General features: G+C 59.8%; 10 protein-coding genes. 2 read left to right on the forward strand and 8 right to left on the reverse strand.

Features of this window, described 5'->3' with window-relative positions:
• The first annotated feature begins 198 nt into the window (after window positions 1-198).
• The gene (locus A3714_RS12770) at window positions 199-939 is read left to right on the forward strand and encodes a TIGR04219 family outer membrane beta-barrel protein (RefSeq protein WP_062817158.1); all 741 of its coding nucleotides are present in this window, start codon (window positions 199-201) and stop codon (window positions 937-939) included.
• A gap of 81 nt (window positions 940-1,020) precedes the next feature.
• Here A3714_RS12770 and A3714_RS12775 read toward each other — a convergent pair whose 3' ends face one another.
• The 8 genes from A3714_RS12775 to thiC all read right to left on the reverse strand — a co-directional run bounded on the left by A3714_RS12775 (window position 1,021) and on the right by thiC (window position 11,205).
• A complete protein-coding gene (locus tag A3714_RS12775; RefSeq protein ID WP_063509225.1) occupies window positions 1,021-1,947 on the reverse strand; it encodes an acyltransferase in 927 nt (308 codons plus the stop codon).
• A gap of 176 nt (window positions 1,948-2,123) precedes the next feature.
• Window positions 2,124-4,364, reverse strand: a complete 2,241-nt coding sequence (gene parC / locus A3714_RS12780) for a DNA topoisomerase IV subunit A (RefSeq protein WP_063525836.1) — start codon at window positions 4,362-4,364, stop codon at window positions 2,124-2,126.
• 114 nt (window positions 4,365-4,478) lie between these two features.
• On the reverse strand, window positions 4,479-6,365 hold the full coding sequence (parE, locus tag A3714_RS12785; protein WP_062817161.1) for a DNA topoisomerase IV subunit B: 1,887 nt from the start codon (window positions 6,363-6,365) through the stop codon (window positions 4,479-4,481).
• Between the two features lie 62 nt (window positions 6,366-6,427).
• Window positions 6,428-7,021, reverse strand: a complete 594-nt coding sequence (locus tag A3714_RS12790) for a YqiA/YcfP family alpha/beta fold hydrolase (RefSeq protein WP_063509854.1) — start codon at window positions 7,019-7,021, stop codon at window positions 6,428-6,430.
• A 239-nt stretch (window positions 7,022-7,260) separates the two neighbouring features.
• Complete coding sequence (gene cpdA / locus A3714_RS12795) at window positions 7,261-8,067, reverse strand: 3',5'-cyclic-AMP phosphodiesterase (RefSeq protein WP_063509855.1); 807 nt, start codon at window positions 8,065-8,067, stop codon at window positions 7,261-7,263.
• 180 nt (window positions 8,068-8,247) lie between these two features.
• Window positions 8,248-8,709, reverse strand: coding sequence for a DUF1249 domain-containing protein (locus A3714_RS12800; RefSeq protein WP_062817164.1), 462 nt, complete (start codon window positions 8,707-8,709; stop codon window positions 8,248-8,250).
• Window positions 8,706-9,335 (reverse strand): NUDIX domain-containing protein, encoded by a 630-nt coding sequence (locus A3714_RS12805; RefSeq protein WP_062817165.1) that lies wholly within the window; start codon window positions 9,333-9,335, stop codon window positions 8,706-8,708. Before A3714_RS12805 ends, A3714_RS12800 begins: the two co-directional genes overlap by 4 nt.
• On the reverse strand, window positions 9,328-11,205 hold the full coding sequence (gene thiC, locus A3714_RS12810) for a phosphomethylpyrimidine synthase ThiC (protein ID WP_062817166.1): 1,878 nt from the start codon (window positions 11,203-11,205) through the stop codon (window positions 9,328-9,330). The genes A3714_RS12805 and thiC overlap by 8 nt, the downstream gene beginning before the upstream one ends.
• Window positions 11,206-11,367: 162 nt before the next feature.
• On the opposite strand from thiC, the gene A3714_RS12815 reads away from it, so the two are divergent.
• A complete protein-coding gene (locus tag A3714_RS12815) occupies window positions 11,368-12,774 on the forward strand; it encodes a TolC family outer membrane protein (protein WP_063508893.1) in 1,407 nt (468 codons plus the stop codon).
• Window positions 12,775-12,820 lie beyond the last annotated feature (46 nt).

The raw sequence follows: 12,820 nt of genomic DNA on the forward strand, positions 1-12,820 counted from the left end.
TTCCGGAGCCGGATAGCGAAACTTTCCGGGCATTTCATCTAGAAACATAGGTAACTGTCAGCAGGCGCCGGGGCGAACCTGCCTGGCCCCGGCCAATAAATCGTAATTGTTGTGGGCATGGTACCAGAATCCCTGTGGACTTGGTGACACCCTTGCAGACCTGCAATACTGACTTTTCACCCACAAGCAGGAGTTTCCATGAAACGTATCAGTCTGCTGGCTGCCGGCCTGTTGGCCGCGCCCCTGGCCTGGTCGGCACCGGGCATTGCCGTTTATGGCGGTGGTTACAGCTGGGACACCGAGTTTGAAGGCACGGTGGCGTCCGGTGGCGAAGATATCGATATGCAGGACGACCTGGGCTTTGAGGAAGCCAACCAGCAAGTGCTCTATCTGGGCGTGGAGCATGCCGTGCCGCTGATTCCCAATGTGCGGGTGCGCAGCCTGGATCTCTCTGATGATGCCAGTAACCGCCTGCAACGGACCTTTGTGTTCAATGGCCAGCTGTTTGTGGCCAACACCAAGGTGGAAACCGACATTGATCTGGATATCCTCGACGGCACCCTCTACTACACGCCGCTGGATAATGCCCTGAAAGTGAATCTGGGGCTGACCGTCCGCAAGATCGAGGGCAGCATCAGCCTGGACAACCTGCTGGTCAGCACCACCAAGAACTTCGATGAAACCCTGCCCATGCTGCATGCCTCAGGCCGACTCAACCTGCCGGTCCCAGGCGTCTACGTCGGTGGCGAGATCGATACGATCAGCTACGACGGCAATACGCTACGGGACCTGACCGCCCGCATCGGCTGGCGTTCGGATTTCCTGCTTGGCGTGGAGCTGGGCTACAAGCACATGGATCTGGAGCTGGACGACGTCAGCGATCTGGACGCGGATCTGGATATGGGTGGCCCCTATCTGGCGGCGTCACTGAGCTTCTAGGTCACTGATAGCCGAGATAGTCCCTCGCTTTGGCATTGCCCCTTTGCCGCCGCGCAAACGGGCAATGCCTTTCGCTCCTCGTCACTCGTTACTCGCTTCTCCCGTCTGTGCCACGGCACAATTGTCCGCCCCCGCCATTTCCACCAGACGCGCATCCTTTTGCGCCCAAAGCTCACTGACCCACTGCTGTATTTCCGCCCGGAACACCGGGTCTTCCTGATAGTCACTGCGCCACAGGGCCGCATTCAGATCCCGGGTCTGCACATCGATAACCACCCGTGATACCCGCCCGCACAGCAGATCCCAAAACCCGGGCGGTGTGCCTTCGGGATACAGGATGGTCACGTCCAACAGGGCATCCAGATTGTCCCCCAGGGCTGCCAGCACAAACGCCACACCGCCGGCCTTTGGCTTGAGCAAATGCCGATAGGGAGACTGCTGATTGCGGTGTTTGTCGACGGTAAAGCGAGTGCCTTCCAGGAAGTTCACCACCGTCACCGGTATCCCCTGGAATTTTTCACAGGCCTGACGGGTAATCTCCAGATCCTTGCCCTTCAGATGCGGATTCCTGTCCAGGAACGCCTTGCTGTAACGCTTCATGAAAGGGTAATCCAGCGCCCAGAACGCAAGCCCCAGAAACGGTACCCAGATCAGTTCCTTCTTGAGGAAAAACTTGAAGTAAGGCGTCTTGCGATTGAACGCCTGAATCAGCGCAGGGATATCCACCCAGGACTGATGGTTACTGATCACCAGATAGGAGGTGTCACCGCGCAACTCCTCCACGCCGCGCACCTCCCACTGGGTGGGGGTCATCAACGCAAAGATGCCCTTGCAGATTTCGGCCCAGGTTTCCGCAATGGCCATGACCACCGAGGAGCAAACCTGGCGGGCTCGTGAACCTGGCAGGATCACCTTGAGTAGCGCCACCAGCATCATGGGGCCAATCAGTATCAGGGTATTGAGCAGCAACAATAGCGCGGTAATAACGCCCGTGATCGTGGCAGCCATGGTGACACTCCAACTCGTTTCCCTGTCATAGAGGGTATTAAACCCGGTTCTCGCCATCACGCAAGTCTGCTGACCCGTCCCGGGAAGCGACCGCGCGATCCATTGACCTGCCGAAAACCGACGCACAAAAAAAACGGCACGCTGTCGGGCGTGCCGTTTTTTCTCCGGGAAACGTGCTACTCGCCTTTTCGCTCCACGGCCATATGGTCCACATTCTGGAACCCCCGCGGCAGCTTGGCACCACGGCGACCCCGCTCTCCGTAGTAGTGCTCCAGATCGCCGGCCTTGAGGGTCAGGTGACGCTTGCCCGCATGGATGGTGAGCGCATCCTGCGGTCCCAGCACCTGCATGTCCTGCACGAACTCCACCCGATCCGCCACCCGGGCACCGGGGATGGACATCATCTTGTTGCCCTTGCCCCGTGCCATTTCCGGCAATTCCTTCACCGGGAACACCAGCAGACGTCCCTCGTTGGAGACCAGCGCAATCAGGTCATCGTCCGTGGAGGCAATCGGCTTCGGCGGCAGCACCTTGGCCCCCTTGGGCACCGACAGCACCGTCTTGCCGGCCTTCTTGTTGGCCAGCAAATCCCCATAACGCACCACGAAACCGTAACCGGCATCGGTGCTCATCAGATAGGCATCCTTTTCCTTGCCCATCACCGCCGCCATAAAGCTGGCGCCGGACGGGGGATTGACGCGACCGGACAGGGGCTCGCCCTGGCCCCGGGCGCTGGGCAGGGTATGCGCTGGCAGGGAGTAACTGCGCCCGGTGCTGTCGATAAAGCACACCGGCTGATTGGATTTACCCTGGGCCGAAGCCTTGTACTTGTCGCCGGCCTTGTAGCTGAGGCCCACCACATCCACGTCATGGCCCTTGGCGGAACGGACCCAGCCCTTTTCGGACAGCACCACAGTGACCGGATCGGCACTGACCAGGTCGGTTTCGTCCAGGGCAGACGCCGCAATACGCTCCACCAGTGGCGAGCGACGGTCGTCGCCATACTTGTCCGCGTCTTCCTGCAGTTCCTTGGCCACCAGTTTCTTCATCTTGGCCATGGAGCCCAGCGTGGCTTCCAGGGATTCGCGCTCTTCATTGAGCTCGTCCTGTTCGCCACGAATCTTCATTTCCTCCAGCTTGGCCAGATGGCGCAGTTTCAGCTCGAGGATGGCTTCCGCCTGGCGATCGGTAATACCGAAGCGCTCCATCAGTACCGGCTTGGGTGCATCCTCGGTACGGATGATATGAATCACTTCATCGATATTGAGGAAGGCTACCAGCAGGCCTTCGAGGATGTGCAGGCGCTCCAGCACCTTGTCGAGACGGTGCTGCAAACGGCGGCGCACGGTGACCATGCGGAACTGCAGCCACTCGTTGAGAATCATGTCCAGGCTTTTCACCTGTGGCCGGCCATCGATGCCGATCATGTTCAGGTTGACCCGGTAATTCTTTTCCAGATCCGTGGTGGCAAACAGGTGGCTCATCAACTGGGGAATATCCACACGGTTGGAGCGCGGCGTGATCACCAGACGCGTGGGATTCTCATGATCCGATTCGTCGCGCAGATCGCTGACCATGGGCAGCTTTTTCTTCTGCATCTGATCAGCAATCTGTTCCAGCACCTTGGCGCCGGACACCTGGTAGGGCAAGGCGGTGATAACGATATCCCCTTCCTCGCGCTCATACACAGCACGCTGCTTGAGTGAGCCCTTGCCTTCCGCATACATGCGGATGATGTCGTTCTGGGGAGTAATCACCTCCGCCTCGGTGGGGAAGTCCGGCCCCTGGATGTACTGCATCAGGTCATCCAGGGACGCGCCCGGATCCTTGAGCAGATGAATACAGGCGTTGGCCACTTCGCGCAGGTTGTGCGGCGGAATATCGGTACTCATACCCACCGCGATACCGGTGGTGCCGTTGAGCAACACATTGGGCAGACGAGCGGGCAGCAACTTGGGCTCGTCCATGGTGCCGTCAAAGTTGGGCACCCATTCCACCGTGCCCTGCCCCAGCTCGGCAAGTAGCACTTCCGCATAGGGGGCCAGTTTGGATTCGGTATAACGCATGGCGGCGAACGACTTCGGGTCGTCCGCACTGCCCCAGTTGCCCTGACCATCCACCAGCGGATAGCGGTAACTGAACGGCTGGGCCATCAACACCATGGCCTCGTAACAGGCGGAATCGCCATGGGGGTGGTACTTACCCAGCACGTCGCCCACGGTACGGGCGGACTTCTTGTACTTGGCAGTGGCTTTCAGGCCCAGCTCGCTCATGGCGTAAACAATACGCCGCTGAACCGGTTTGAGGCCGTCACCGATATTGGGCAACGCCCGGTCGAGAATCACGTACATGGAATAATCCAGGTACGCTTTTTCCGTGTATTCCCTTAAGGGAAAACTTTCAAATTCGTCTGCCATTTTTGCTCGCTATATTCGCTCAGATCTGACGTCGGACGTCTGAAGTCGAACGCCAGGACCGGTTATTCTTTTGCGCCAGACGTCCGACCTCAGACGTCCGACCTGCCGCAGGCATCACACTTCGGCCAGATTGCCCTTCTCTTCCAGCCAGCTTTTGCGATCGGATGCGCGCTTCTTGCTCAGCAGCATATCCATCAGCTGGTGGGTATCGTCACCGCCGGCCACTTCCAGGCGCACCAGCCGACGGGTGTCACGGGCCATGGTGGTTTCACGCAGTTGCAGCGGGTTCATTTCGCCCAGGCCCTTGAAGCGTGTCACGTTGACCTTGCCACGTTTCTTTTCCGCCTTGATGCGATCCAGCACCCCTTCGCGCTCTTCCTTGTCCAGGGCGTAGTACACGTCCTTGCCCACATCGATGCGGTAGAGCGGCGGCATGGCCACGAAGACATGGCCGTTCTTCACCAGCGCCGGAAAGTGGCGCAGGAACAGGGCACAGATCAGGGTGGCGATGTGCAGGCCGTCGGAATCCGCATCGGCGAGGATGCACACTTTGCCGTAACGCAGACCGCCCAGGTCATCGCTGCCCGGCTCGATACCCAGCGCCACGGCAATATCGTGAATTTCCTGGCTGCCCAATACTTCCGCAGAATCCACTTCCCAGGTGTTCATGATCTTGCCGCGCAGGGGCATGATGGCCTGGTATACCCGATCCCGGGCCTGCTTGGCGGAGCCCCCCGCCGAGTCCCCTTCCACCAGGAAGATTTCACTCTGGGAAGGGTCATCGCTGGTACAGTCGGCCAGCTTGCCGGGCAGCGCCGGGCCACTGGTGACTTTCTTGCGGGTCACTTTCTTGGCAGCACGCAGACGCTTCTGGGCATTGTTGATGCACAGGTCCGCCAGCTTCTCGGCCTCATCCGTGTGCTGGTTCAGCCACAGGGAGAAGGCGTCCTTGACCACGCCGGACACAAACGCAGCGGTCTGCCGGGAGCTGAGCCGCTCCTTGGTCTGGCCGGCAAATTGCGGGTCCTGCATCTTCACGCTGAGCACGTAGGCAACCCGGTCCCAGATATCTTCCGGAGTCAGTTTGACGCCGCGGGGTAACAGGTTGCGGAATTCACAGAACTCGCGCATGGCCTCCAGCAGCCCGGAACGCAGCCCGTTTACGTGGGTACCGCCCTGGGGAGTGGGGATCAGGTTCACATAGGATTCCTGCACCAGCTCGCCGCCTTCCGGCAACCACATCACCGCCCAGTCCACCGCTTCGGTTTCGGCACTCATGGCGCCGTTGAACGGCTCATCCGGCACCCGCTCCCAGCCGCGGCCGGATTCCAGCAGGTATTCGATCAGGCCATCGGCAAACTGCCAGCTGTCCGTCTCACCGCTGATCTGGTTGTCCAGGGTCACCAGCAACCCGGGGCACAGCACCGCCTTGGCACGCAACAAATGCTTGAGCCGGGACACGGAAATTTTCGGCGAGTCGAAATACTTGGCATCCGGCCAGAAACGCAGGGTGGTCCCTGTGTTGCGTTTGCCGACGGTGTCGATCACTTCCAGATCGCTGCGCTTTTCGCCGTCCCCGAATTCCATCCGGTGCAACTGGCCATCGCGTTTGACCAGGATTTCCAGCTTGGTGGACAGGGCATTCACTACGGATACACCCACCCCGTGCAGACCGCCACTGAACTGGTAATTGTTGTTGGAGAACTTGCCGCCGGAATGCAGCGTGGAAAGAATCACTTCCACACCCGGTTTCTTCTGCACCGGATGCATATCCACCGGCATGCCGCGGCCATCGTCTTCCACTTCCACACCGCCATCCTTCAGCAGGGTGACCTTGATGGATTTGGCATGGCCGGCCAGGGCTTCATCCACCGAGTTATCGATGACTTCCTGGGCCAGGTGGTTGGGGCGGGAGGTATCGGTGTACATCCCCGGACGCTTGCGCACCGGGTCGAGGCCCGACAACACTTCAATATTTTCGGACGTATAGGTATTGGACATAGAGTATCTTGCTTTCAGGGTCAGACGTCGGGCGACTGACAAACAGTTTGTAGCGTCAGACTTCAGGCATCCGACGTCAGACTTACACCGCAAAACCGCAGTATCAGCGGAATGAAGGCGTCAAAGTTATCAAAGCCGTGGCTGCCACCCAAGCCGCAATAGCGGTGACAGTCTCCGTAATAGTCCCAGCCGTCTTCCCAGTCGAGGGTTTCGTCACCGGTCTGGGTGAGCAGAAGCAGGTTTTCCGGCTGGCTGATGGCCGGCACTTCATACCGCTTCAGCTCGTCCAGCCAGGCCGGGTTGAATTCCCAGGCTTCGCCGGTGTGATAGTTATGCTGGATACCTGTGTATTTGTCCAGTAGTCGCCAGGGTCGAACCGCAGGATTTACGATTGCCGCCCGCAAATCATGGTGCTCGGCCAGCCAGGTGGCATAGAAGCCCCCCAGGGACGAGCCCAGCAAGGCCACCGGCCCGGCACCGGCAATCACCGCATCCAGCTCCGCCATGGCCGCCTTGGGTTCCACCGGGAGCGCAGGCACATGCAGGCGCTCAGGACAGCCGGCCCGTTCGAACACCTGCCGCAACAGGGCCGCCTTGTGGGACGCCGGCGAGCTGTTGAAGCCGTGAATGTAGATGAGGGAGGTTTCTGGAGCCATAGGAATTCAACAGGTCGAAGAATGAAGCAGTGAACAGTGAACAGTGAACAGTGAACAGTGAACAGTGAACAGTGAACAGTGAACAGTGAACAGTGAACAGTGAACAGTGAACAAGGCTGCCCGCCCAGTCAGCGCAGTCAAGTCTTTTCTCTTTAAACGCAGGAGGCCGCATCCATCATCTGCACGCGGCCTCCAACATACCAGCCCGGAACACCGCCGTCCGCGCGCTGTTAACTAAATCAGTAGCCCTTGACGCTGAAGTCCACCTCGAAGGTAATGCCCTCCACCCGGCTGACGGCGGTATCAATGCGGCCATCCGGGTACAGGTCCAGCCAGCGGTAACCGGGATTGCTCTCGTCCACGGCGAAGTCTTCGCTTTTCGGTTTGAACTGCACACAGGTGCTGGGCACGGCCAGCAGGCGGACGCCATTGCGTTGGTCATCGTATTCCTGGTGCACGTGACCCCAGATAATGGCGCGCACACGGGGGTGGCGGTCTATGACGGCAAAAAACTGCTCGGCGCTGCCCACCACCTGAGTGTCCAGCCAGGCGCAGTCCATGGGCACCGGATGGTGATGCAGGCAGACCATCAGGTGCTCACCACGGGCGTTGGCCAGGGCCTCATCGAGAAATTTCAGATCTTCGTCAAACAGGTCACCGGGGACTTCGCCAGGAATGGTGGAGTCGAGCATGACAATGGTCCAGTTGCCGATCTCCAGCACACAGGGACTCATACGCTCGCGGTCACAATCCAGGGCCTGCAGCATGGGGGCCGGTTTGTCGTGGTTGCCTTCCAACCAGTAAACCGGCGCGCTGAACGATGACAGGGCCTGACCGAGTCGCTGGTAGGATTCAAAGGAGGCATCCTGGGAGAGATCCCCGGTGGCCAGAATCAGGTCCGGGCTGGGCTGCTCGCGACGGATCAGTTCCAGTACTTTTTCCAGACTGAACTGGGTATTCAGACCCAACAGCTTGCCTTGCGTATCGGCAAACAGATGGCAGTCCGATAACTGCACCACTCGAAGGGGCTGCAACTGCTGCGTCAAGATCCCCGCTCCCGTCCTCGATTTATTATTCCCGTTTGGGGGGCCAAACACCGCCTCCCGAGCATTCCCTCAATACTCTTCAATCACTTATAACCAAGATGATGGCACTTTTCTAGGAAAGACGTTCCAGATCAGGAAGTGGTTAGCAATTCTTTACAGCCGCACGCATTCCGGCAGCATTCAGGAATTCCCGGTCACTCGCTGGCGCCAGTCCTGACCGCCATCGCGCCCATGATCATGGACATGACGCAGCCACTCGGCCAGAAAGCGGTTCCATTGCACTTTTTCATCACGCTGGTGCATATGGCGGTTGGGGTAGGCATAGCGGGCATTCACCCGCCGGAAGGGGCGCGCCTCGGTGACTTCCGCCAGCCGGGCATCGTGATAAAGCCGCACCGTCAGCCGCGATGCCGGTAGCACATCCAGTAATTCCTGATCTTCCAGGCGCACGGTGGTGGTGTAGGGGGAGCGCTCCAGCACTCGCATCTGCAAAGTATGGGTGTGGTGGCTGTGGCCCAGCTCCACATTCATGCTGTCGCGCTCACCCATGGCATTCATCAGCGGTAACATGCGGGCATAGTTTTCCTCGCACTGACTCATCAGCGCGCGGAAATCCAGCCGGTAGCGGTCGCGTCGCTTCATGCGCTTTCCCAGGCCGCATCCAGCCGGTCGCGGTGCAACAGCAACCACTGCAAGGCAATCAGGGATGCCGCGTTATCCACCAGGCCAGATTCCAGCAAGGTGGGAATTTCGGCCACCGGCACGGTCACCGCACGAATATCTTCCCCCTCGTCCGGGCAACCAAAGATGCCGCCTGCATCAGCAAGATCCGCATGCCCCACAAACACCTGCAGACGTTCGTTGGTGCCACCCGGGCTGGGCATGTAGGCGGCAATGGACTCCATTTCCCCCAGGGTAATACCGGCTTCCTCCACGGCTTCGCGGCGGATCAGATCGGCGGCGCTTTCCCCGTCCTTGTCGGCGATGCCGGCGATCAACTCCAGACACCAGGGAGACTGCCGCCACTCCAGTGCCCCCACCCGGAACTGCTCCACCAGCAGGATTTCACCCCGGCGGGGGTCATAGGGCAGCACCGCCGACGCCCGCGGACGCACAAACAATTCCCGGCGCACCGGCTTGCCCCAGCCACCGTTATATTGCTTGTGGCGCAGGGTCAGGGTGTCGACCCGGAAGAAGCCCTGGAACGGGGTGTCCCGCTCCAGGATTTCCACGTCATCGGGGCCAAACGGCGGCGTCAAATCACTCATTGGCTTCATGATAAAGGGCACTGCCCTTTTCACGGAATTCCCGGGATTTTTCTTCCATGCCCGCTTCTGCCTGCGCGACCTGGGCACGGCCATCACCATAGGTATCGCGCACTTCCTGGCTGATCTTCATGGAGCAGAACTTGGGCCCGCACATGGAGCAGAAATGCGCCACCTTGTGAGCCTGCTTGGGCAGGGTCTCGTCGTGGAACTGGCGCGCCCGGTCCGGGTCCAGTCCCAGATTGAACTGGTCTTCCCAGCGGAACTCGAAACGGGCCTTGGACAAGGCATTGTCGCGCAACTGGGCGCCAGGATGCCCCTTGGCCAGGTCTGCCGCATGGGCAGCAATCTTGTAGGCAATAATGCCCTCTTTCACATCTTCCCGGTTGGGCAGCCCCAGATGCTCTTTGGGCGTCACATAGCAGAGCATGGCCGTGCCATACCAGCCGATCATGGCGGCGCCAATGGCGCTGGAGATATGGTCGTAGCCAGGGGAGATATCAATCGTCAGCGGGCCCAGGGTATAGAACGGCGCTTCGCCACAGTGCTTCAGCTGCTCGTCCATATTGGCCTTGATCATGTGCATGGGCACGTGACCGGGGCCCTCGATCATCACCTGCACATCGTGCTGCCAGGCAATCTTGGTCAGCTCACCCAGAGTACGCAGCTCGCTGAACTGGGCCTCGTCATTGGCATCGGCAATGGAACCGGGCCGCAAGCCATCGCCAAGACTGAAGGTCACGTCATAGGCCTTCATGATCTCGCAGATGTCTTCGAAGTGGGTGTAAAGGAAGTTTTCCTTGTGATGCGCCAGACACCACTTGGCCATGATCGAGCCACCACGGGAAACGATGCCGGTAACCCGGTTGGCGGTCATCGGCACATAACGCAGCAGTACACCGGCGTGGATGGTGAAGTAGCTCACCCCCTGCTCGGCCTGCTCGATCAGGGTGTCACGGAAGATTTCCCAGGTCAGGTCCTCGGCAATGCCGTTGACCTTCTCCAGTGCCTGATAGATCGGCACGGTGCCGATGGGCACCGGCGAGTTGCGCAGGATCCATTCACGGGTTTCATGAATATTGTCGCCGGTGGACAGGTCCATCACCGTGTCGCCGCCCCAGCGGGTGGCCCAGGTCATCTTGGACACCTCTTCCTCGATGGAGGAGGTCACCGCCGAGTTACCGATATTGGCGTTGATCTTGGTGAGGAAATTGCGGCCGATGATCATCGGCTCGATTTCCGGGTGATTGATATTCACCGGAATCACTGCCCGGCCCCGGGCCACTTCGTCACGGACAAATTCCGGGGTGATTTCTGCCGGAATGCTGGCACCGAAATCCTGCCCGGGATGCTGTTCGGTGGGCAGCCCCGCTTCCCGATGTTCACGCAACCGCTGGTTCTCGCGGATGGCAATAAACTCCATTTCCGGGGTAATGATGCCCTGGCGGGCATAGTGCATCTGGCTGACATTCTTGCCGGCTTTGGCCCGGCGCGGGGTGCGGGTGTGCTCGAAGCGCAGGCCCGCCGTTTTCAGGTCGTTGGCGCGTTTGCGGCCGTAAACACTGGTCAAACCGTCCAGTTGCTCGGTATCATCGCGCTCCTGAATCCAGTTCAGACGAATCGGCGCCAGCCCCTTCCGGACATCAATGGTCACGTTCGGGTCGGTGTAGGGGCCTGAGGTATCGTAAACGGTGACAGGCGGGTTATCCTCGAACTTTCCGTCTGCCAGCGGGGTCTGACTCTGGCGAATTTCGCGCATCGGGACACGAATGTCCGGACGCGAGCCGGTGACATAAATTTTTTGCGAACCGGCGATAGGCTGGCAGGATTCATCAATGGTACTAGCGGTGACGGGGCGCTGATCGTCTGGCACGTCGGCCTCCAGAATACTTGGGAAAAGACAGGAATGGCGGACACTATACGCCAGCGCCTATCGGCCAAACAACCGCGGTGCCGGTGTGACAGAAGCCGTATCAATTTTCTGTACCAGCCAGTACTATAATGACCAAACTCACCCAGGAAAGAGTGCACCAGAATGAAGCGCAGCCCAACCAAGATTCTCGTTCTCATGCTGACCTCGCTGGCCAGTTCCGTTCACGCCGCCGATCTGGTCCAGATCGCCAACGCCGCCTGGAGCTATGACGGCACCTGGCGTGCCGCCCGCATGAGCTGGGACGCGGATCAACAACTGCTGGTACAGGGCCGCGCGGCATTGTTCCCCACTGTCTCCGCCACTTATGGCCGCTATGACACAGAGCGTGACTTGAAGGATCTGGGCGTCACCCAGGAATTCGGCACCGAGACCACCACGGTACAACTGACGCAGCCATTGTTCCGCGTGGATGCCTGGTACGGCTACAAAGAAGCCAAGTCGAGCACCGATATTGCTCAGGCCAATTTCCAGCAGGCCCGGCAGGATTTTGTCCTGCGCGTGGCCCAGGGCTACTTCGGCGTGCTGCGCGCCTGGGACACCCTGGTGTCGGCCAAGGCTGAAGAAAAAGCCATTGGTCGCCAGCTGGAACAAACCCAGGAACGCTTTGACGTGGGACTGGTGCCGGCCACGGATGTGGAGGAGGCCCAGGCCACCTATGACCTGACCCGGGTCAATCTGATCGTGGCCCAGCAACAATATGATATCGCCCGTGACCAGCTGGAAACCCTGACCGGCCAGCGCTGGGAAACGCTCTCGGAGCTTAAAGAGGATCTGCCCGTTGAGGGCCCGCAACCGGCGGACATGAATGACTGGATCGACAAGGCCCGCGCCCAAAACCCCCAGGTTCTGGCCGCCCGGTTTAATTCCGAATTGACCGAAAAAACGGCCAAACGCCAGTTGGGCGCCCAGCTTCCCCAGGTTCAATTCGTCGCCCAATACCAGAATGCCAACTCCATTCCTGAAGATAATAGCGCCACAGGCTTCTCTACCGGGGTCAACCCGGACAGCGACACCAAACAGATCGGGGTGGAAGTCACCATGCCCCTGTTTCAGGGGGGCGGCCTGAACAGCCGTCGCAAGGAAGCCTCCCTGCGCGCGGATGCGGCCGTCTATGAGTACCAGCAGGCCCTGCGTGACATCATCCAGCAGGCTCGCAGCGCCTACCGCACGGTGGAATCCGATGCCCTGCGCGTGAGCGCTCGCAAACAGGCGATCCGCTCCGCCCGCTCGGCCCTGGAAGCCACCCAGTCAGGCTATGAGGTCGGCACCCGTAACGTGGTGGATGTGCTCAACGCCCAGCAAGCCCTGTTCGCTGCCGAGCGCGACTACGCCAACGCCCGTTACGACTACATCATCAATTCCCTGACCCTGAAATCCACCACCGGCGATCTGCAACAGGGCGACCTGGCGGCCATCAACCAGTGGCTGTCAGAGACCGACACCCTGAACATCTACCAGCCGGATCTGGAAGGCCGCAGCGACGCCCTGGTACCGGACGCGCGGTACTGAAGAGCAGTGTAGGAGCCATGCTTGCATGGCGAACCGAGCCCAAGCG

The sequence above is a fragment of the Alcanivorax sp. HI0007 genome, from assembly GCF_001635525.1.
Lineage (GTDB): Bacteria > Pseudomonadota > Gammaproteobacteria > Pseudomonadales > Alcanivoracaceae > Alcanivorax.

Excerpts from the sequence above, each read along its gene's own strand:
- A3714_RS12770 (WP_062817158.1), top strand. The coding sequence starts at position 199 with ATGAAACGTATCAGTCTGCTGGCTGCCGGCCTGTTGGCCGCGCCCCTG.
- A3714_RS12775 (WP_063509225.1), bottom strand. The coding sequence starts at position 1,947 with ATGGCTGCCACGATCACGGGCGTTATTACCGCGCTATTGTTGCTGCTC.
- parC (WP_063525836.1), bottom strand. The coding sequence starts at position 4,364 with ATGGCAGACGAATTTGAAAGTTTTCCCTTAAGGGAATACACGGAAAAA.
- parE (WP_062817161.1), bottom strand. The coding sequence starts at position 6,365 with ATGTCCAATACCTATACGTCCGAAAATATTGAAGTGTTGTCGGGCCTC.
- A3714_RS12790 (WP_063509854.1), bottom strand. The coding sequence starts at position 7,021 with ATGGCTCCAGAAACCTCCCTCATCTACATTCACGGCTTCAACAGCTCG.
- A3714_RS12800 (WP_062817164.1), bottom strand. The coding sequence starts at position 8,709 with ATGAAGCGACGCGACCGCTACCGGCTGGATTTCCGCGCGCTGATGAGT.
- A3714_RS12805 (WP_062817165.1), bottom strand. The coding sequence starts at position 9,335 with ATGAGTGATTTGACGCCGCCGTTTGGCCCCGATGACGTGGAAATCCTG.
- A3714_RS12815 (WP_063508893.1), top strand. The coding sequence starts at position 11,368 with ATGAAGCGCAGCCCAACCAAGATTCTCGTTCTCATGCTGACCTCGCTG.